Origin of the sequence: Kluyvera sp. CHPC 1.251 (assembly GCF_036759945.1) — a bacterium.
GTDB classification, from domain to species: Bacteria; Pseudomonadota; Gammaproteobacteria; order Enterobacterales; family Enterobacteriaceae; genus Kluyvera; species Kluyvera sichuanensis.
The window spans coordinates 434,240-454,943 of record NZ_JAPKIC010000001.1; the positions used below are offsets into that span (position 1 = coordinate 434,240).

Below are 20,704 nucleotides of genomic sequence, written 5' to 3' on the forward strand. Positions count from 1 at the left end.
GTAGAATATTTTCGTAACCGTCTACCGTCACTTCATTCTGTCTGCAATTGTGACATTGAACACAGGAATATCGCGTTTTCCACGTATTACCTGGATCGATTCAATTCGCTTTACCCGCATTCCGTCTACCTAGCGCAAAACACATCATCGGCAGCGGCAGGGTCACAATCAGCAGCATCCACAGCAGCGTATATACCGCATCTACGCCGTCGTTTTGCAGGTTGGTATAGAGTTTGACCGGGATCCCTTGAGGAAAATAGGCGAAAATCATCACAATGCCAAACTCACCGACGGCCCGCACCCAGGCAAGGGTGACGGCAGAAGCAAGGCCGGGAAAGGCGATGGGGAGCGTGAGGTAGCGAAAGCGATTCCAGCCCGAAGCGCCGAGAGTCTGGCCGGCTTCGAGTATATCTTTGGGCACGGTAACGAATGCTGAGCGGGCGACCACGATAAAGTAGGGCAACGAGCCGTATATCTGCGCCAACACGAAGGCTGCTGGATTGTTGACCAGCGTCACGCCAAGTTTTGAGATCCACGTGCCGACTAAACCATAAGGCCCCAGCGCCGAGACCAGCAGGATGCCCATTGCCAACGGCGGCGTGAGCAAGGGGATCATCACCAGCAATTCACCCAGTAAACGGCGGCGTCCGCGCGCCTGCGAAAGCCACCAGGCAACGGGCAGCCCAATGGCGACAGTGATGCACAGCGCCACGCCTCCTAGCCCCATTGACACGGCGATGGCATCTCCGTCACGCCAGGCCAGCTGTAAATGGTGCCACGGCGTAACGCTAACCAGGGTAATAAAAGGAATGCTTAGCAAGAGAATAGCGGGCAGGGAGAGCCAGCCCGCTATTCTGGCTGGGCGGTTTAGCGGGCGTATAACGCGTCCCCTTTTGGTTCCGCGTAACCATACTGTTTAAACAGCGCCTGACCCTGTGCACTTTGCATAAATTTGACGAATTTTTCGCCTTGATCCACGCCGTTAGGCGCATTTTTCAGCACCGCGGCGTAGAACACCATCGGCTGGGTATGCAGAACCTGGTCTTTGCCCTGGGCGTCTTTAATGGTGAAGCTGACGGTGTCATACCACTGTTTTGCCATGGCCGGATTGCTCAGGTTAATTTCATCCGGCAGCGCCACATACGGCAGGTGTGCGGAGCGGATTTCGCTCTCATAGCCCGCGGCGGCGTCCACCTGACCGCTTTCAAGACGGGAGATCAGGCCGCCTTCCTGGTGGGTTTGCTGTGGATTTTGCAGGCTGCCGAGGATTTTCATCGCGATGCCCGGCTGCTGGTAATATTTCTCCGCCAGCATCAGCGTAAAGACGATGCTCTGACCTTTCGGATCAACGTACGGGTCGGTGCGCCCGAAGCTGATATCTTTTTGTGCCAGCAGATTAAGCCATGAGCCATCGTGTTTCTGATTGGCGGCGGCAAACTGAGCGCCATATTTTCCTTTTGGATTGTACGCTACCACCATGCTGGTGCTGGCAACGGGCACGGCTTTATCAATCAGCCCGGCATCTTTGAGGATCTGCATTGGACCTGGGTTGATGGAAACAAACACATCGGCCTCAATCTTGTGGCTGGCTAGCAGGCGAGCCATACCGTATGCCCCCTGACCTTGCCCTTGATAGTCACCGTTATCGGCTTTACTGAACGCAGGACCAAGCCCCTGATCCATGACTTTACCCATTGAACCGGCGTAGGTGACGCGGATGTCTTTTGCGAACACCGCTGGGGTGCATACCATCAGCGCCAGAATGCCGTACTTCATTTTTCCTGAAACCATCGACTCATCTCGTTATGTAGTTTTTTACATATCGATTTTTCATGAAAAAGGCGGTGCTGGCAACGACGATGAAACGGTCGTTGAGCTTAAATTGAAAAAATACTCACTATGGAGTAAATCCTGTGTCTAACTGTTTCTAAATATTAATGTTTTAGGGTGATGTTAAATTATAGAATGACATGATATTGAGATTTTAATATTTAAAAATGGTGATAAATATGACTGCGATACTTGCCTTGCTGAATTATTCGGGAATGACGAGCATTAAAGATGTTATTTTTTGTAGTGCATGAAATGAAATTAGTCAAATTAAAAAGATTATTTTAATTTATTGATTTAAAAGGATTAACTCTAATATTGAAAACCATTTTTTATCTGGGTTTTTTCCTTGCGCAATGATGATTCCTGGTTATGTTTTTATAGGGTGAGGAAAAATATCGTATCTCAACCAATTACCTTCTGGGGTTATATCAAATACTGCACAATCGAGGGTCATAATGAAAATAAAGCTTATTGTCAGAAGCCTGGCGCTGGCAGGTTTTATGTCGACAATTATCCTCCCGGCCTATGCCGACGTGACGCCGAAAGAGGCGACGGATACCACGCAAAAAGCTAACGATGCACTCTTAACTCAGCTGCCTTTCTCTGACAATACCGATTTCACCAATGCCCACAAAGGCTTTATCGCCGCGCTGCCAACCGACGTGATTAAAGGCGAGCAGGGCAACGTTATCTGGAACCCTCAACAGTACGCCTTTATCAAAGAGGGCGAAAAAGCCCCGGCTACCGTCAACCCGAGTCTGTGGCGTCAGTCGCAGCTGATCAACATCAGCGGGCTGTTTGAAGTGACCGATGGCGTCTACCAGATTCGCAACCTCGATCTTTCCAATATGACGATTATCGAAGGGAAAGAGGGGATCACCGTTGTTGACCCACTGGTCTCGGCGGAAACCGCCAAAGTAGGCATGGATCTGTACTACAAAAACCGTGGCAAAAAGCCGGTGGTGGCGATCATTTACACCCACAGCCACGTTGACCACTACGGCGGCGTGCGTGGGGTAGTGGACGAAGCCGATGTGAAATCCGGCAAAGTTAAAGTGTACGCACCGTCCGGCTTTATGGAAGCGGCGGTGGCGGAAAATATTATGGCCGGAAACGTGATGAGCCGCCGTGCCAGCTACATGTACGGCAACCTGTTAAAACCGGATGCGAAAGGGCAGGTTGGTGCAGGGCTGGGTACCACCACCTCGGCTGGGACCGTCACCTTAATTGCGCCGACCAATATTATCGATAAAGACGGGCAGAAAGAGACGATTGATGGCCTGACGTATGACTTTATGCTGGCCCCTGGCTCAGAAGCGCCGTCTGAAATGCTGTGGTTTATTGAAGAGAAAAAGCTTATTGAATCGGCAGAGGACGTGACGCATACGCTGCACAACACCTACTCACTGCGCGGCGCGAAGATTCGTGAACCGTTGCCATGGTCGAAGTACATCAACGAAGCGATCGTCCGCTGGGGGGATAAAGCGGAAGTGATTATGGCTCAGCACCACTGGCCGACCTGGGGTAACGAGAATGTGGTCAACCTGCTGAAGAGCCAGCGTGACCTCTATCGTTACATCAACGACCAGACGCTGCGCATGGCAAACGAAGGGCTGACCCGCGATGAAATTGCCGCTAACTTCAAGCTTCCGGACAGTCTGGCGAATACCTGGGCCAACCGTGGTTACTATGGATCGGTGAGCCACGATGTGAAGGCGACCTACGTGCTGTACCTCGGCTGGTTCGACGGCAACCCGGCGACCCTCGACGAGCTGCCGCCTGAAGAAGCGGCGAAGAAATTTGTCGACTATATGGGCGGCGCTGAGGCGATTCTGAAAAAAGCCAAAGAGGATTACGACCAGGGTAACTACCGCTGGGTGGCGCAGGTGGTCAGCAAAGTGGTCTTTGCCGATCCGCAAAACCAGGATGCGCGTAACCTGGAAGCCGATGCGCTGGAGCAGCTGGGTTATCAGGCCGAATCAGGTCCGTGGCGTAACTTCTACCTGACCGGCGCGCAGGAGCTGCGTAACGGCGTGGTGAAAGGGCCAACGCCGAATACCGCCAGCCCGGACACGGTGCGCGCGATGACGCCAGAAATGTTCTTTGACTATCTGGCCGTGCACATCAATGGTGAGAAGGCAGGGAATGCGAAGTCGGTGTTTAACATCGCTCTTGGCAACGATGGCGGCAAATATAAGCTGGAGCTGGAAAATGGCGTGCTGAACCATACCGCCAACGCGGAAGCGAAAGATGCCGATGCGACGCTGACCCTGGATAGGGCAACCCTGAACAAAATCATCCTGAAAGAGGAAACGCTTAAACAGGCTGAAGATAAGGGCGAAGTGAAAATCAGCGGCAACGGAGCAAAACTCGACGAGATGCTGGGCTATATGGACAAGTTTGATTTCTGGTTCAATATCGTCACGCCATAACCCTGTAGGCCGGATGGCACTAAGCTTATCCGGCCTACCGCCAGGACAAGCTTTTATTGGTTTGAATTTAAACAACGTTGCGCTTTATGGCACATCTGCCGATGTGCGTAAATGCAACGTTGTGTCATTTTTACAGGTAGGACTATGCAGAATTTACCGCCGATTCGCCCGGAGCAGAGCATTCAACGATTGACGGCGCTGCTGCAGCCGATAGCCGAAAAAATGAAGGTGGTTCCCCGTAAACGGATGACCTGGACGCACAAAAACCAGCCGCAGCTGTTTCTCTTTCTTGAAGGCGAACTCTCCATCTTGCGAGCGTCAGATGGCCTGCTGATTGTCACCGTCTATGACCCCCATCTGTTCGGTATTGCCGAGATGATCCAGCCGGTACGCGGCCATTTGCTGCGGGCGGAGTCGGAGTCAACCATTCTACGCGTGGATGCACAAACGGCGATGCAGATGTTCCGCGAAGAGGGGGTATGGGAAGATGTGGCTTCGGTGTTGTCGTATCACACCGCCTATCTTTTTTATCGTGACGCGCTGGTGGTGCAGCAGCGCACCTATTCGGTGATTCGTAATCACCTGCAAGAGATGATATTACTACCTGAAGAGACGCGGATGAAAATATCGATCCTTGATTATATTCAGGAGCGTACGCATCTCTCGCGAAGTAGCGTATTAAATGTATTATCGGCGCTTAAAAATGGTCATTATATTGAGTTTAAGCGCGGTGGTTATTTAATGTCAGTCAGTAGTTTGCCTGAGAGATTTTAGTTCAATGAAGAAAGCTCACTCATCGATGATGAGTGAGCTTTTTTTTATCCTTTCTCTAGCGGCTGCAGTGAACTGCCCACGTGGTTAAGGCCGTCGAGATTCTGCGCTTTCAGATAATAGCGGTTGATAAGCTGAAGCTGGTCGAGCTTAGACAGCGCAGCGTAGACCTGGTGCGCTTCGCTATGAACGTCAAAAATGTCACGGCTGCTAACATTTTGTAGATACTGTGTTTTTAGCGCTTCGGTGACGTTTTCTATAATGCGCTCATTGTTCTTATATTGTGCAGCGAGTGCAGCAGACTCCGCAGGGTGCAGGCTCTGTGCGACCACCGGAATTTGCAGGGCATCAATTTTGCTCAACGTTTGCTGTTTATCGGCACTGCAGGCGGTTAACATGCCGACCAGAAGCAAAACAGTCACTTTATACATGGTATTTCCAGACTTAACGAATAAGGCACCTATTATCTTTTTATGCCGTGGCCTGGCGACCCACGATTTGTTTATTTTTAAATGCACAGTGGGCTTGCAGTATAAATTTAAATTTAAACGGTTCTTGTTTTCTTCACGCTAAATACCGGTGTTACTCTTACCTCATCGTTATTCAATCGAAATATCTCCCGCCGCGGCTTATATCAATAAGCAACCTCCTTTGTGCGGCGCAATGTTATGAATAGAGGCTTTATGAAACTGAAAAAAATAGCGGGCTATATGGCCATCGCTGGCGTGTGCACGAGCGCCGTCATTTCCCTTCCGGCAATGGCGCAGGAGCCAGGTAAAGCGGCAACGGCACAAACTAAAGAGGCGAATGATGCTCTGTATGCGCAACTACCTTTCGCAGATAACACCGATTTCGCCAATGCGCACAAAGGATTTATTGCGCCTCTGCCACCAGAGCTGATTAAAGGTAAGCAAGGGAACGTGGTCTGGAACCCGCAGCAGTACGCATTTATTAAAGAGGGCGAAAAGGCGCCGGATACGGTGAATCCAAGCCTGTGGCGCCAGTCGCAGCTCATCAACATCGGCGGCCTGTTTGAAGTGACCGACGGCGTCTACCAGATTCGTAACCTCGACCTTTCCAATATGACCATCATGGAAGGGAAAGAGGGGATCACGGTTATCGATCCGCTGGTTTCGGCGGAAACGGCGAAGGTAGGAATGGATCTCTACTATAAGAATCGCGGTAAAAAGCCGGTCGTCGCGGTGATTTATACCCATAGCCACGTTGACCATTACGGTGGCGTGCGCGGCGTGGTGGACGAAGCTGATGTGAAGTCTGGCAAGGTGAAGGTCTATGCGCCAGCGGGCTTTATGCAGGAAGCGGTATCGGAAAATATCATGGCCGGGAACGCCATGAGCCGTCGTGCCAGCTATATGTATGGTAACCTGCTGAAACCGGACGCGAAAGGTCAGGTTGGCGCGGGACTGGGTACCACCACGTCAGCCGGTACGGTAACGCTGATTGAGCCGACCAACTACATCACCCATACCGGTCAGAAAGAGGTGATCGACGGCCTGACCTACGATTTTATGATGGCACCGGGTTCGGAAGCGCCATCTGAAATGCTGTGGTATGTCGAAGAGAAGGGAATGATTGAGGCGGCGGAAGATGTGACCCATACGCTGCACAATACCTACTCACTGCGCGGCGCAAAAATCCGCGATCCGCTGGCCTGGTCGAAGTACGTCAACGATGTCATTGACCGCTGGGGCGGGAAAGCGAAGATCATTATTGCTCAGCACCACTGGCCGACCTGGGGCAACGAGAACGTTGTTAAGCTGATGAAAGGCCAGCGCGATATGTACCGCTATATCAATGACCAGACCCTGCGTATGGCAAACCAGGGGCTGACCCGTGATGAAATCGCCGCCAACTTTAAGCTGCCGGACAGTCTGGCGCAAACCTGGGCCAGCCGCGGCTATTATGGATCGGTCAGCCATGATGTGAAGGCGACCTATGTCTTCTATCTCGGCTGGTTTAACGGCAACCCGGCAACCCTGGACGAGCTGCCACCGGTGGCCGCAGCGAAGAAATACGTTGAGTATATGGGCGGTGCCGATGCCATCATGCAAAAAGCAGAAGCTGACTTTGTGAAGGGTAACTACCGCTGGGTGGCGCAGGTGACCAATCAGGTCGTGTTTGCCGATCCGAGCAACAAAGCCGCGCGCAGTCTGGAAGCCGATGCGCTGGAGCAGATGGGTTATCAGGCAGAATCAGGCCCGTGGCGTAACTTCTACCTGACCGGTGCGCAGGAGCTGCGTAACGGCGTGGTGAAAGGACCAACGCCGAACACCGCCAGCCCGGATACCGTGAAGGCGATGTCGCCGGAGATGTTCTTTGACTATCTGGCAGTTCACATTAATGGTGAAAAGGCGGCGAATGCCAAAGCGGTCTTCAACGTCGATTTAGGCAGCGATGGCGGCAAGTATAAGCTGGAGCTGGAAAACGGCGTGCTGAACCACAGCGCGAACGCGCAGGCCAGCAATGCCGATGCCTCAATTACACTTAACCGCGCGACTTTGAACAAGATTATCCTTAAGGAAGAGACGCTGAAGCAGGCGGAAAACCAGGGCGATGTGCGCATCTCCGGTAACCACGCCAAAGTGGATGAGCTGTTGAGCTATATGGATAAGTTCGAGTTCTGGTTCAATATCGTGACACCATAGTCGTTTGCCTTCCCGGCGGCGCTACGCTTGGCCGGGCTACAGGAAAAGTAGCCCGGGCGAGGCGTTTACCCCGACCCCGGGTTCAGGCACCAGAACTACGTCGCACCACCAATTCCACCGGCAGCATCACGTTCGCCTCCACTCGTTCACTGAGCAAAATATCCAGCGCTTCCTGCGCTAGCTGCTGTTTATCCACCGCCAGCGTGGTCAGCGGCGGCTGCGACCAGGCCGCAGGCTCAATATCATCAAACCCCACCACCGCGACATCTTCCGGCACCCGCAGACCGCGTTCGGCGCACACCTGCAGCACCAGCAATGCGGTGGCATCGTTATAGGCAAAAAGGGCATCCGGCGGTTCGGCAAGGTCGAACAGTTCGTTTATCGCCCGCAGCAGCGACTGCTCGGTATCCAGCTGCGGTAGAGCGATGGCTTCATACTCCGGGGGCATCAGCAGCTTTGCATCGTACAGCGCCTGACGATACCCTTTTTCTCGCTGACGGATGCTGTAATGCCCCAGCGTGCTGGCCAGAAACGCGATACGCGTGCGCCCTTGATCCAGCAAGTGACGGGTGGCGAGATAGCCGCCCTGTAGGTTATCCGGGTTGACGCAGGGCAGGCCGGGCGACCAGAGATCGACCAGCACCAGCGGTAGCTTCAGCTGTTCGAGCACCGCCAGCAGCTCCGGCTCAAAGAACCCCGCGCAGATTAGCGCATCCGGCTGGTGGAGCATTACCTGCTCGGCGACGGCATCGCCAGGGCCAACGGACAAAAAGCTCAGCGCAATGCTCTGTTCACGGCAGGCGGACTCCAGCCCCAAAAACAGCGGCGAGTAAAACGGCAGCGCGCGGCTGATATTGTGCTGACGGTGCAGTAAAAACAGCACCCGTTTGATCTTCTCGCTACGCAGGCGGCCAAAGTCGTAGCCCTGCTGCTCTGCCGCTGCAATAATGCGCTGCCGCGTCTCTTCCCGCAGGCCTGGCTGGCCTTTTAACGCGCGGGAGACCGCACCCGGCGACACGCCGCAGGCGGCGGCAATATCTCTGATTCTGACGGCTTTCACCTGTTCACATCCTGTCTTTATGCTTTACGTTGGGCACCGAGCCAAGCCGCGCCGCGAACGCCGCTGCTGTCGCCGTGGCGCGCCTGTAGAATTGGAGTGCAGCACTGTTTGCCGAAGACATACTGCGCAATACGCGCCTGCAGCCCGTCGTAGAGTTGCGGGATATTCGATACACCGCCGCCGATGACAATCGCATCCGGGTCGAGGGTGTTAACGACGCCTGCCAGCGCCCGCGCGACCTGATCCTGATAGCGTTCCCATAGCGCGGCAACCTGCTCATCACCGGCGTTCAGCCGTGCAACGATCTGCGGGACTTTATCATGTTTACTAAACAATTGAGCGTATTGACGTTCAAGGCCACTGCCGGAGATAAAGCTCTCGATGCAGTTGGTTTGGCCGCAGTAGCACTGCGCCGACTCGCCGTCTTTAGCGGGATGATAGTGGGGCAGGACGTTGTGACCCCACTCACCGGCGCAGGCGTTCGGCCCTGTGATCAGACGATTATCTACGCACAACCCGCCGCCGCAGCCGGTGCCGAGGATCACGCCAAACACCACACCATAGCCTCTCCCCGCACCGTCAATGGCTTCTGACAAGGTAAAGCAGTTAGCGTCGTTGGTCACCGCAACAGGCATACTGAAATGTTGTTCAAGTTGCTGCACAAAGGGTTGCTGGTTCAATACCAGAATATTGGAATTCTTGATGAGCCCGTCGGTGGCAGAGGCGCCAGGTATACCAAGCCCGATGGAGAGCGAGTGCGTCGTTGCCGCCCTGGCAGCGTCAATTGCCGCGATAACCGAATGGAAAAAAGCTTCGTAGTTCTGCTTTTGTGTACTGTAGCGCTGGCGGTAAAGCGTTTCGCCCTGGTCAGCCAGCACTACCGCCTCAATTTTGGTCCCGCCAATATCCAGCCCTAATCTCATTGCCGTCTTCCCAATAGTCAGTAGGTTAATGGCAACGCAGTGTAGATATTTTGTTTACTATACAAAAGAGGCGGGTGGTAATTTTGTGATGGTGTCATGCAAAATTCACCGTGACGGGGGCTGGCGGCTTCTTACCCGCAATGGAAAGAAGCCGCACGGCAGAGTAGCTTAGAAACGATAGCCGACGCCGATGTTGAAACCGTTGATCCGGTATTTGTCTTCGATATCGGCGGTGGTGCCTTCGTAGCCAACGTTTACCGTCAGGTTTTCGATTGGGTTGATGATAACCCCTGCGCCGTAGGCGAAGGAGGTGGAATGACGTGACTCGCTCTCACGATAAAATTCGTTGTTACTCGACTCCAGCCACTTCACATCGATATCGGCTTTGGTTCGCGCCGCGCCGCCCAATGCGTAAAGAGAGACATATTCATTAATACGGTAGGCCGGACCGACCATCAGTGAATAATATTTAACGTCAATATTGGTGTTAACCGAATCAGAATCAACATAATAATTACGGTCTTCGCTGCCGCTCATATAGGTAAATGAACCGACAACGCTGAACGGAGAATCAAATTCGTAGCGATATTGCAGGTTAACGCCCCGGATATTCTTGAAGTCCTTAACGTCGGACTGGGCATAACCAATCGAAACGCTTTGACTATCCGCAATAGCGATTCCGCTGGTCAGAGTTCCCATGACCAAAACTGCCAGAGATAGTTTTTTCACTTTTAAAAATCCTATAAAAATTATTGTGTTGTGTTTATCAGTGAGTTTGAAAATCGAGGGGAGTATATCGGTAATGGTATTTCTGATGAACTACCTGAATTTATGGGAATAAGATTGGAATAGTGTTTTTGAGACGGTGTAGTGCAGGGGGTAATTTATTCCTGTGTTAAGAAAAGTCCTAAAACAAATCCCCCCGCTATGGCGGGGGGAGGTGAATTTAACGCTGAGGACACCCTGCGCACTGCTTATTCTGAATTTGCTGGAAGAAGTCGTTCCCTTTATCATCAACCAGAATAAAGGCCGGGAAGTTTTCCACCTCAATTTTCCAGATAGCTTCCATCCCCAGTTCAGGATAGGCAACGCATTCCAGGCTCTTGATGCTGCTCTGTGCCAGAACGGCCGCCGGGCCGCCAATGCTGCCAAGATAGAAACCGCCGTGTTGATGGCAGGCATCGGTCACCTGCTGGCTGCGGTTGCCTTTAGCCAGCATCACCATGCTGGCGCCGTGGGACTGCAGCAGGTCAACGTAGGAATCCATACGTCCAGCGGTGGTTGGGCCTAAAGAACCCGAGGCATAACCTTCAGGCGTTTTGGCCGGGCCGGCGTAGTAGATCGGGTGATCTTTCACGTACTGAGGCAGTGCTTCGCCGTTATCCAGTAATTCTTTCAGTTTGGCGTGGGCGATGTCGCGGGCAACGATAATGGTACCGTTCAGCGACAGGCGGGTGGAAACCGGATGGGCGGAAAGCTGGGCCAGGATCTCGCTCATCGGCTGATTGAGGTTGATGCTGACCGCAGCGCCTTCACCCTGCTCGCGCAGCGCTTCGGGAATGTACTGCGCCGGGTTATGTTCCAGCTTCTCGATCCAGATACCGTCACGGTTGATTTTGGCTTTAATGTTACGGTCGGCAGAGCAGGAGACACCCATGCCGATCGGGCAGGAAGCGCCGTGACGCGGCAGACGGATCACGCGGATATCATGGGCGAAGTATTTGCCGCCGAACTGTGCGCCCAGGCCCAGATTCTGCGCCTCGATCATCAGTTCTTTTTCCAGATTCACGTCGCGGAACGCTTGGCCGTGCTCGTTACCTTCGGTTGGCAGGCCATCGTAATAGCGGGTTGAGGCCAGTTTCACCGTTTTTAGCGTCACTTCCGCCGAGGTTCCGCCAATCACGAAGGCGATATGGTACGGTGGGCAGGCTGCGGTGCCGAGGGTACGCATTTTTTCCACCAGGTAGTTTTTCAGCTTCGCTGGGGTAATCAGCGCTTTGGTTTCCTGATAGAGATAGGTTTTGTTGGCTGAGCCGCCGCCTTTGGCGATGCACAGGAACTTGTATTCGTCACCGTCGACGCTGTAGAGGTCAATTTGTGCGGGCAGGTTAGTACCGGTGTTCACCTCTTTGTACATATCCAGTGCGGCGTTTTGCGAGTAGCGCAGGTTGTCGGAGATATAGGTGTTGTACACGCCCTGAGAAAGCGCCGCTTCATCGCCGCCGCCGGTCCAGACGCGCTGGCCTTTTTTCCCCATGATGATCGCCGTGCCGGTATCCTGGCAGGTTGGCAGCACGCCTTTAGCGGCAATTTCGGAGTTACGCAGGAACTGCAGGGCAACGTATTTATCGTTTTCACTGGCTTGTGGGTCACTCAGAATGGCGGCCACTTGCTTCTGGTGGGAAGGGCGCAACATGAAGGCCGCATCGTGGAAGGCCTGCTGGGCAAGCAGCGTCAGGGCTTCAGGTTCAACTTTTAGCACGTCCTGACCGTCAAACTGGGCCACGGAGACGTGCTCACGGCTGAGCAGGTAGTATTCGGTATCGTCGTGAGACAGCGGGAAGGGGTTCTGGTAGAAAAACGGTTTGTTCGACATAGCTCTTCACTCCATAAAAATAAAACCGCCGGAGGTTGCCCCCCGACGGTTATGAATCAGAACATCATAGACATCCATGGGTAGCCGATGACCAGCAGCGCCACCAGGAAGATGCCCCCAAAGATGGTGCCAAGGCGCCAGTAGTCTTTGGTCGGCAGATATCCGCTGCCGTAGTAGATAGGGCTTGGGCCGGTGCCGTACGGGGTGATGATCCCCATGATACCCAGCGAGGTCACCATCAGCAGCACGAAGACGTTCATGTTCATGCCCGGAATGGTTGACGCGATGGTCAGCATCGCTGGCAGCAGCGCGGTGGTGTGGGCGGTGGTGCTGGCAAACAGGTAGTGCAGCAGGTAGAACGCCAGCAGCAGGACGATGGTCGCCACGCCCGGAGAAATACCGCTCATCAGCATGCCGCCTTCTTTACCCAACCAGCCGATAAAGCCGGTTGAGGAGAGGCCGTCGGCGAGAGCGACCAGGGTGGCGAACCACACGAAGGTGTTCCATGCAGCTTTATTACCGGTGATGTCGCTCCACTCCAGCACGCCAGTCCACAGCATCAGGCCGATAATCAGCAGCGCAGCCATTGCCGGTTCAATCCACTGAGCGGCAAAGATCCACATCATCAATGCGCAGCAGACGAAGACCAGCAGCAGGATTTCGTTACGGGACAGTTTGCCCAGTTTTTCCAGCTCACGTGCAGCCCACAGCGGAACTTCATCGTTCACCTTCACTTCTGGTGGATAGAACCAGTAGGCCAGCAGAGGCATAGTCAGAATTAACAGCAGGCCCAGCGGCAGGAAGGCGATAAACCAGGTGCCCCAGGAGATGTTGATACCGACGATGCTTTTCACCAGCGCCAGCGCCAGCAGGTTAGGCGCCAAAGCGGAAAGGAACATAGAACTGGTGATACAGGCGGCGGTAATCGCAACCCACATCAGGTAGGAGCCAATTTTACGCGCGCTTGGGTCGTTTGGTTTTGAGCCGTACAGCGGCGGCAGGTTGGCGATAATTGGGTAGATAGTCCCGCCGCTACGCGCGGTGTTGGACGGCGTAAACGGTGCCAGCAGCAGGTCGGCCAGCGTGATAGCGTAGCCGAGCGTCAGGCTACGACGGCCCAGATATTTCACCAGAATCAGCGCCAGACGGCGGCCGAAGCGGGTTTTATCGTAACCGGCGGCGAACATAAACGCGCCGAAGATAAGCCAGACGGTAGAATTGCCGAAGCCGCTGACCGCCCATTTAAAGGAGGCGCCCGCCAGCTGGAACTTCGGTGCCGCCATCTGTTCAGGGCTGAACAGCACCCACTGGCTGCACAGGGCGATGGCAACCACCCCGGTCAGGCCGATAACGGCGCCCGGCAGCGGTTCAAAGATAAGGCCGACAATCACGCCGACGAAGATAGCGAAATAGTGCCATGCATACGGTGGAAGCCCGTCAGGAACCGGGACAAAGAGGAGCAGCACGGCCACGATAATAGGCAGTGCCATCATCAGAAGACGGTTGTTCTTACCGTCCTTTGGTTTACTCACCGGCGTCGGTGAGTGCGATGTCGCAGATTTCTCGTTCATATTACGCTTCTATAAGTAGTTAATAATTCGGGTTGCTAAAACTGCCGCTTTGCTTTTTTTAGTTTTTTTACTTTATTTAGATTTCAAAAGTACGGCTGGCAATTTCGTATATAAGGTCAATGTCGCTATATTATTTAGCGCCAGGTTTAAAAAATCTTATATTCATATAATGCGCTTTTGGATGCTATTACAATTGATCGCGATCAAAAAAGCACAACCACGGCATTATTTTTATGCTTATTGAAAATAACCCTATTAGGTTATTGGGTATTAATGGTGTTAGGTTAAATTAATTTCTAAATAAAATGTTATTAACCGTACGTTGTTTTGTTTTAACTGATTGATTTTGAAGTGATTTTAAATAATGAAACACTGGTTCGACCACTGTTACAAAAGTTATAATTGTACTTATTAATATTAAATAATTGTGAATAAAATAGAATTTAATTAGTAACACCATAGAGGTATGTGTGTTATTTAAGGGATTAAATAGTTTTATAACTAACGTAATGACTTTAGTAACTAAAATTATCGCTATATTAATATCATGATATCGGCATAACAAATAACTCAAATGCAGCCCGATCCCGAATTCTTAAATTTTAATTTTTAAAAGTTTGGAGTTAACCCTTATGAACAATCATCATCGCGTACTGAGCTCTTGTACATTACCGAATGGTACCGAGCTTAAAAACCGTCTGTTTATGGCGCCAATGACAACCTGCTCTGGTTATTATGATGGCTCTGTCAGTAGCGAACTGGTGGAGTACTACCGAGCGCGTGCCGGTCTGATTGGCACCATCATCGTCGAATGTTGTTTTGTTGATGATTTAGGCCTGGCGTTCCCCGGCGCACTCGGCATCGACAGTGATGACAAAATCGCTGGGCTGGCAAAAATCGCTGAGGCAATTAAATCAAAAGGCTCCAAAGCGCTGCTGCAGATTTACCACGGTGGCCGCATGGTTGACCCGAAACTGATTGGCGGCCGGACGCCGGTTGGCCCAAGCGCCGTAGCGGCACCGCGTGATGGCGCAGCAACGCCGGTGGCCCTGACTGCTGAAGAAGTGGAAGGGATGGTCGGTAAATTCGGCGATGCCGTACGCCGCGCGATTCAGGCTGGTTTTGATGGCGTCGAGATCCACGGCGCCAATACTTACCTTATCCAACAGTTCTACTCACCAAACTCCAACCAGCGTGACGACGAGTGGGGCGGCAGCCGCGATAACCGCGCGAAGTTCCCGCTGGCGGTACTGGATATCACCCACAAAATGGTTCGCCAGTATGCGGACGACGCCTTCATCATCGGCTATCGCTTCTCGCCGGAAGAGATGGAAGTGCCGGGGATCCGCTTTGACGACACGATGTATCTGCTGGAAAAACTGGCCGCACGCGGTCTGGATTATCTGCACTTCTCCGTAGGCGCGTCGTTGCGTTCGTCCATTGTTGACACTACCGATCCAACGCCGTTGATTGAAAAATACGTTGCTCAGCGTTCTGAAACGCTGGCGCAGGTGCCGGTAATGGGCGTTGGCGGCGTGGTAAACGACAGTGATATTGATAGCGCGATGGAACATGGTTACGACCTGATTGCTGTGGGTCGCGCTTGTATTGCTTATCCGGATTGGGCTGAACGCATTGCTGACGGCCAGACGCTGGAGCTGTTTATCGACAGCACACAGCGGGAAGCACTGAACATCCCTGAACCGCTGTGGCGTTTCTCGCTGGTGGAAGCCATGATCCGTGATATGAGCATGTCGGTATCTAAATTCAAACCGGGCGTGTTCGTTGAAAAAGTGCAGGATGAAGCCGGTGAACTGATTATCAACGTCAGCCTGGAAACCGACAGAATCGCCGACATTGAACTGACCGGCGGCGTGGATCAGGATGTGGAGTTTGTTACCAGCTTTGAAGAGATTCGTTCACGCATTCTGGACGCCAATACCCCGCATGTTGATGCCATTTCCGGGGCAACCAGCCAGAGCGAAGCGGTGAAAAAAGCCGTCTCCAAAGCGATGGTTAAGTCTAGTAAAGCACTGGTAGCGGAAGAGGGGGGCGATAGCACTGCACCGAAAGCTTATGACGTGGTGGTGGTCGGGAGCGGCGGCGCCGGTCTGGCTGCGGCTATCCAGGCGCACGATGACGGCGCCCGGGTGCTGATCGTTGAGAAAATGCCGACCATTGGCGGTAACACCATTAAAGCGTCCGCCGGGATGAACGCCGCAGAAACGCGCTTCCAGCGGGTGAAAGGGATTCAGGACAGTAAAGAGCTGTTCTATGAAGAGACCCTGAAAGGCGGCAAAAACAAGAATAACCCAGCGCTGCTGCGCCGCTTCGTGGAAACGGCTCCGCAGGCTATCGAATGGCTGGCGGATCGCGGCATCATGCTGAACGACATCACCACCACCGGCGGCATGAGCATTGACCGTACGCACCGTCCAAAAGATGGCTCTGCGGTAGGCGGCTACCTGATCAGCGGCCTTGTGCGTAACGTCACAAAACGCCAGATCGATGTCATGCTCGATACCTCTGTGGTCGATATTGTCATGGATGGGGGCGAAGTTTCTGCCGTACGCCTGCTGACCGACGAGCAGGAAACGATCACCATTCAGACTCGCAGCATTATCATGGCGACCGGCGGCTTTAGCGCCAACAGCGAAATGGTGGTGAAATACCGTCCGGATCTGGCGGGCTTTGTCACCACCAACCATAAAGGGGCGACCGGCGGCGGTATCGCTCTGCTGGAACGCATCGGTGCCGGTACGGTGGATATGGGCGAGATCCAGATTCACCCAACCGTTGAGCAGAAAACCTCTTACCTGGTTTCTGAATCGATTCGCGGTGGCGGGGCAATTCTGGTTAACCAGCAGGGTAACCGTTTCTTCAATGAGATGGAGACCCGTGACAAAGTGTCTGCGGCGATTATTGCGCTGCCGGAGCACTATGCTTACATCGTGTTTGATGAACACGTACGTACGAAAAACAAAGCGGCGGATGAGTACATCGCTAAAGGGCTGGTGACCAGCGCCAGCACGCCAGCTGAGCTGGCGGCTAAACTGGGTCTTGACGAGCAGGCCTTTGAAGCAACGCTTGCCCGCTATAACGGCTTTGTCGAAAAACAGGATGATGAGGAGTTTGGCCGCAAAACTGCGCTGCGTGCGCCGCTGAATGAAGGTCCGTATCACGCCATCCAGATTGCGCCAGGCGTACACCACACCATGGGTGGGGTAACCATCAATACCGATACCTGCGTGCTGAATGTTAACAAACAGGTGATCCCTGGCGCTTATGCGGCCGGTGAGGTGGTTGGTGGTATCCACGGCGGTAACCGTATTGGCGGGAACGCAGTGGCTGATATTATTATCTTTGGTACGCTTGCCGGTCGTCAGGCCGCACAGCGCGCGCAGCAGGTACCCTGGGCGATGCTTGAATCCGCGTAATTAACCCATGGCACCATCCCATAGCCCGGCCGAGCGTAGCGACGCCGGGTTGTTACCATCAGCAGAGGGGATATCGATGTCAGACAGTACAAGGGTATACAGCTATTCTGCCGTACTGATGGGGTCACCCATCCTGCTCAAGCTTTTCGCGCATAACGAAGCGCTTGCCTCACGCGTTTTCCGACTTATCAAACAGTATGAAGATCTGCTTACCGTCAACCGCGCCCAATCGCAGGTGATGGATATCAACCACGCTGCGGGCCAGCACCCGGTCGTCGTGAGCGCCCCCGTTTATGCCCTTATCAAATGCGCTAAATCAGCGAGCCTGCTGCCGCAAAGCGCATTTAACCTCGCGATTGGCCCGTTGGTGAAGCGCTGGCGTATTGGCTTTAAAGGCGACAGCGTCCCGCCGGCGGACGAAATTTCGCACCTGCTGACGCTCACTAATCCTGAGCAGGTTGTACTAAACGACGACGATAACAGCGTGTATCTGGCGCAAATGGGTATGGAGATCGATCTTGGCGCGATTGCCAAGGGCTATATTGCCGACCGCGTGCGGGACTATCTGCGTCAGGAAGGGGTTGAGCAGGGGCTGATTAATCTTGGCGGTAACGTCCAGACGCTGGGCACGCCGGAAGGCGGCTGGTCAATTGGCCTGAAAAAACCGTTCTCAACCTCTGGGGCGATGATTGGCACGCTGGAAATTGAGAATAAATCGGTGGTGACCTCCGGCGTGTATGAGCGCTTCTTTGAACAAAATGGTCAGCTATATCACCATATTCTCGACCCGCGTACCGGTTATCCGCTGGATAATGAACTGGACAGCGTGACTATTATCAGCGCCGACTCGATTGACGGCGATATCTGGACCACGCTGATGTACGGCATGGGCGTGGAGAAAGGGTGTGCGGCGCTGCGTTCGCGCCCGGACATTGAAGCTATTTTTGTGACTAAAAACAAAGAGGTGGTGCTCTCTTCATCCCACCTCTATCGTTTTACGCTGCTGGACAGTGAGTACCGTCTTACTGGCAGTACTGCTTGAGCAGACCATACTGCTCCTGCAGCAAGCGATAGCGGTAGACCGGGCGGCCGGTCGCGCCGTAGTGAATGCTGGTGAACAGAATATTAATCTGCGCCAGCCAGATAAGATATTTACGGCAGGACACGCGCGAGATATTGACCGCCTGTGCCAGATCGTCGGTGGAGAATTCGGTCTCAGGATGCGCATCTATCCACTGGCACAGCGTGCGCAGCGTTTGCGGCGTGAGCCCCTTTGGCAGCCGCTTAGTGTCCGCTAATTCTGGCGAGCCACCGTGCAGCAGGCGATCGACGTCTGCCTGCTCGTAGTAGGCGTGACTACCCATCAACTGCTTTTTCTCACGCCAGCTCAGCAGCGCCTCTTCAAAGCGCGGAAACTGGAACGGCTTGATGAGGTAATCCACCACGCCATAGCGCAGCGACGTCTGCACGGTGGCGGCGTCCGAGGCGGATGAAATCATAATCACGTCGATGGCGCGGCCCGAGTCGCGTACGATAGGCAACAGATCCAGACCGTTGTCCTGCTGCATATAGACATCCAGTAAAATCAGGTCGATGGACTGGGAAGCATCCTGCACTTTATCTTTCGCCTGCTGGAGCGTGGAGGCGATACCGCAGCAGACGAACCCATCTACGCGCTCAATGTAGCAGCGGTTCAGGTCGGCCACCATGGCATCATCATCGACAATTAAAACATTTATCACGCGCTTGTCCTCTCGCTATCCCAGGGAATTTGAACAAAAAATTGGGTGAACACGCCCGGCTCTGACTCGACGGAAAGTGTCCCGCCGAGATTCTCCGTCTGTTGACGGGCTAAAAACAGTCCGACACCGCGGTTTTCGCCTTTGGTGGAAAATCCTTTATTAAAGATGGCCTCGATGCGATCGGCCGCAATACCCGGACCATCGTCGCTAACCTCACCGCTGAGCCAGCCGTTCTGGTAGTGCAGCAACAGGCCAATTTCGCCTTCGCCCTGGTCTGCCATCGCATCCAGCGCGTTCTCAATCAGGTTACCCAGCACCGTGACCAGCACCGCGACCTGCTCTTCATTTGGGTTGTCCGGGATCAGGCTCTCTTCGGCCAGCGTTAGCGCGATCCCGGCATCGCTGGCTCGGTTGATTTTACCGAGCAGGAAGCCAGCAATGATCGGTGATTTGATCTTATGCTGCAAGGTGCCAATGTCGGTCTGGTAGTTTTGCGCGGTCTGCAGGATGTAGCCTTCCAGCTTATCGTAGCGCTTCATGTGCAGCAGCCCCAGAATCACATGCAGCTTGTTCATAAATTCATGCGAGTGGCTGCGCAGGGCATCGACGTAGTTGACCAGCCCGTCCATTCGCTGCATCAACTGGCTGATTTCAGTTTTATCGCGGAAGGTAGTGATCGCGCCAATCACGCGTCGGTTATTGAGCACTGGCACGGTGTTGCACAGCAGCAGACGACCGTTACAGCCGATTTCGCGATTTTCAACGGGAGTGCCGCTGCTTAGCACCTCTTTCAGACTCGACAGCAGCGGCGCATGCTGAACAGCGCCCAACGCCGGTGCCTGAGGTGAAAACAGGATCTGCCGTGCGGCCTGGTTAATCAACGTGACCCGGCCTTTGGCATCGACGGCAATGACCCCTTCGCGAATCGACTGCAGCATGGCCTGACGCTGTTCGAACAGGCTGGAAATTTCATGGGGTTCGAGACCAAACAGGATATTTTTGAGTACCCGCACCAGCCCCCAGATACCGAGCAGGCCGACGATGGCGCTAAACAGCACGAACCCAATTGCATTCCAGCGGGCGGCGTTAATCTGCTCATCCACTTTTTGCAGCGAAATGCCGACAATCACCACGCCAATCTGCTGATGCCGATCGTTATAGATCGGGGTAAACACGCGCATGGCTTCAGCCAAAACGCCGTGGTTAATTGAGAGGTTCTCTTTGCCTTGTAGCGCTGGCTGGAGGTCGGTGCCGATAAAATGCTGGCCTATAAGATGCGCGTTCGGGTGCGAGTAGCGAACACCGTCCATATTGGTGACAACGGCGTACAGTAAACCGTTGTGCTGCTGCACGGCGCTGGCAATGGGCTGGATGCTATTGTGGTCCGGCGGTTCGCTCAGCCCGCGCTTGATATCCGGGGAGTTGGCCAGCGTACGAGCAATAGCAAAGGCGGTGTCTTCCACACCGGAGCGGGTGGCTTTGGTTATCTGCACAAAATAGAAGGCGTAAACCACCAGTAAAACGGAAATGATGACGCTGCAGACCATCAGCGTCACCAGCGTACTGAGCTTCATTGGGCGCTTCGGCTGGGGCTGAGTTTGCTGCATGGCGCGCATTAACACCTTTTATTATCGGAGGTCAAAAACTCATTATCGCCGATGTGCCTGATTTCA

Annotated in this window: 15 protein-coding genes; 5 read left to right on the forward strand and 10 right to left on the reverse strand. The window is 53.5% G+C overall.

Annotated features, from left to right (window positions below):
- Window positions 1-100: 100 nt before the first annotated feature.
- Together V6940_RS01925 and V6940_RS01930 are read right to left on the reverse strand one after the other, a co-directional pair.
- Window positions 101-853: a molybdate ABC transporter permease subunit gene (locus tag V6940_RS01925; protein ID WP_333494991.1), complete on the reverse strand. Its 753-nt coding sequence runs from the start codon at window positions 851-853 to the stop codon at window positions 101-103.
- A 14-nt stretch (window positions 854-867) separates the two neighbouring features.
- Entirely contained in the window at window positions 868-1,791 is a 924-nt protein-coding gene (locus V6940_RS01930; RefSeq protein WP_442910771.1) for an extracellular solute-binding protein, read from the reverse strand.
- A 497-nt stretch (window positions 1,792-2,288) separates the two neighbouring features.
- Between V6940_RS01930 and V6940_RS01935 the strand changes: the two genes are divergently transcribed.
- Together V6940_RS01935 and V6940_RS01940 are read left to right on the forward strand one after the other, a co-directional pair.
- Window positions 2,289-4,265 (forward strand): alkyl/aryl-sulfatase, encoded by a 1,977-nt coding sequence (locus V6940_RS01935; RefSeq protein ID WP_333494637.1) that lies wholly within the window; start codon window positions 2,289-2,291, stop codon window positions 4,263-4,265.
- 144 nt (window positions 4,266-4,409) lie between these two features.
- Window positions 4,410-5,039, forward strand: a complete 630-nt coding sequence (locus V6940_RS01940; protein WP_333494638.1) for a winged helix-turn-helix transcriptional regulator — start codon at window positions 4,410-4,412, stop codon at window positions 5,037-5,039.
- A 44-nt stretch (window positions 5,040-5,083) separates the two neighbouring features.
- On the opposite strand, the gene V6940_RS01945 is transcribed toward V6940_RS01940, so the two are convergent.
- The gene (locus V6940_RS01945; protein WP_333494639.1) at window positions 5,084-5,467 is read right to left on the reverse strand and encodes a hypothetical protein; all 384 of its coding nucleotides are present in this window, start codon (window positions 5,465-5,467) and stop codon (window positions 5,084-5,086) included.
- Window positions 5,468-5,719: 252 nt separating this feature from the next.
- Here V6940_RS01945 and V6940_RS01950 point away from each other — a divergent pair, with 252 nt between their 5' ends.
- Window positions 5,720-7,702, forward strand: a complete 1,983-nt coding sequence (locus V6940_RS01950; protein ID WP_333494640.1) for an alkyl/aryl-sulfatase — start codon at window positions 5,720-5,722, stop codon at window positions 7,700-7,702.
- Between the two features lie 82 nt (window positions 7,703-7,784).
- Here V6940_RS01950 and V6940_RS01955 read toward each other — a convergent pair whose 3' ends face one another.
- The 5 genes from V6940_RS01955 to V6940_RS01975 all read right to left on the reverse strand — a co-directional run bounded on the left by V6940_RS01955 (window position 7,785) and on the right by V6940_RS01975 (window position 13,852).
- Window positions 7,785-8,762 (reverse strand): LacI family DNA-binding transcriptional regulator, encoded by a 978-nt coding sequence (locus V6940_RS01955; protein WP_333494641.1) that lies wholly within the window; start codon window positions 8,760-8,762, stop codon window positions 7,785-7,787.
- 17 nt (window positions 8,763-8,779) lie between these two features.
- Window positions 8,780-9,685: an ROK family protein gene (locus tag V6940_RS01960; protein ID WP_333494642.1), complete on the reverse strand. Its 906-nt coding sequence runs from the start codon at window positions 9,683-9,685 to the stop codon at window positions 8,780-8,782.
- Window positions 9,686-9,853: 168 nt separating this feature from the next.
- Complete coding sequence (locus tag V6940_RS01965) at window positions 9,854-10,414, reverse strand: Ail/Lom family outer membrane beta-barrel protein (RefSeq protein WP_333494643.1); 561 nt, start codon at window positions 10,412-10,414, stop codon at window positions 9,854-9,856.
- 217 nt (window positions 10,415-10,631) lie between these two features.
- Window positions 10,632-12,281 (reverse strand): class I fumarate hydratase FumA, encoded by a 1,650-nt coding sequence (gene fumA, locus V6940_RS01970; RefSeq protein ID WP_333494644.1) that lies wholly within the window; start codon window positions 12,279-12,281, stop codon window positions 10,632-10,634.
- 56 nt (window positions 12,282-12,337) lie between these two features.
- Window positions 12,338-13,852: a DASS family sodium-coupled anion symporter gene (locus V6940_RS01975; RefSeq protein ID WP_333494645.1), complete on the reverse strand. Its 1,515-nt coding sequence runs from the start codon at window positions 13,850-13,852 to the stop codon at window positions 12,338-12,340.
- 632 nt (window positions 13,853-14,484) lie between these two features.
- Here V6940_RS01975 and V6940_RS01980 point away from each other — a divergent pair.
- Window positions 14,485-17,289 carry a flavocytochrome c gene (locus tag V6940_RS01980; protein ID WP_333494646.1) on the forward strand — a complete coding sequence of 935 codons (2,805 nt, stop codon included), beginning with the start codon at window positions 14,485-14,487 and terminating at the stop codon, window positions 17,287-17,289.
- Between the two features lie 76 nt (window positions 17,290-17,365).
- A complete protein-coding gene (locus V6940_RS01985) occupies window positions 17,366-18,331 on the forward strand; it encodes an FAD:protein FMN transferase (protein WP_333494647.1) in 966 nt (321 codons plus the stop codon).
- Here V6940_RS01985 and dcuR read toward each other — a convergent pair.
- Window positions 18,312-19,031 (reverse strand): two-component system response regulator DcuR, encoded by a 720-nt coding sequence (dcuR, locus tag V6940_RS01990; RefSeq protein ID WP_333494648.1) that lies wholly within the window; start codon window positions 19,029-19,031, stop codon window positions 18,312-18,314. The two genes, V6940_RS01985 and dcuR, sit on opposite strands and share 20 nt — an antisense overlap.
- The gene (locus V6940_RS01995) at window positions 19,028-20,647 is read right to left on the reverse strand and encodes a sensor histidine kinase (RefSeq protein WP_333494649.1); all 1,620 of its coding nucleotides are present in this window, start codon (window positions 20,645-20,647) and stop codon (window positions 19,028-19,030) included. The genes dcuR and V6940_RS01995 overlap by 4 nt, the downstream gene beginning before the upstream one ends.
- Window positions 20,648-20,704: the final 57 nt, after the last annotated feature.

What these genes read in the sequence shown, in the direction of transcription:
- V6940_RS01960 (WP_333494642.1), bottom strand. Translation starts at nt 9,685, where the DNA reads ATGAGATTAGGGCTGGATATTGGCGGGACCAAAATTGAGGCGGTAGTG.
- V6940_RS01995 (WP_333494649.1), bottom strand. Translation starts at nt 20,647, where the DNA reads ATGCGCGCCATGCAGCAAACTCAGCCCCAGCCGAAGCGCCCAATGAAG.
- V6940_RS01940 (WP_333494638.1), top strand. Translation starts at nt 4,410, where the DNA reads ATGCAGAATTTACCGCCGATTCGCCCGGAGCAGAGCATTCAACGATTG.
- V6940_RS01985 (WP_333494647.1), top strand. Translation starts at nt 17,366, where the DNA reads ATGTCAGACAGTACAAGGGTATACAGCTATTCTGCCGTACTGATGGGG.
- V6940_RS01945 (WP_333494639.1), bottom strand. Translation starts at nt 5,467, where the DNA reads ATGTATAAAGTGACTGTTTTGCTTCTGGTCGGCATGTTAACCGCCTGC.
- V6940_RS01935 (WP_333494637.1), top strand. Translation starts at nt 2,289, where the DNA reads ATGAAAATAAAGCTTATTGTCAGAAGCCTGGCGCTGGCAGGTTTTATG.
- V6940_RS01975 (WP_333494645.1), bottom strand. Translation starts at nt 13,852, where the DNA reads ATGAACGAGAAATCTGCGACATCGCACTCACCGACGCCGGTGAGTAAA.
- V6940_RS01930 (WP_442910771.1), bottom strand. Translation starts at nt 1,791, where the DNA reads ATGGTTTCAGGAAAAATGAAGTACGGCATTCTGGCGCTGATGGTATGC.
- V6940_RS01980 (WP_333494646.1), top strand. Translation starts at nt 14,485, where the DNA reads ATGAACAATCATCATCGCGTACTGAGCTCTTGTACATTACCGAATGGT.
- V6940_RS01950 (WP_333494640.1), top strand. Translation starts at nt 5,720, where the DNA reads ATGAAACTGAAAAAAATAGCGGGCTATATGGCCATCGCTGGCGTGTGC.
- fumA (WP_333494644.1), bottom strand. Translation starts at nt 12,281, where the DNA reads ATGTCGAACAAACCGTTTTTCTACCAGAACCCCTTCCCGCTGTCTCAC.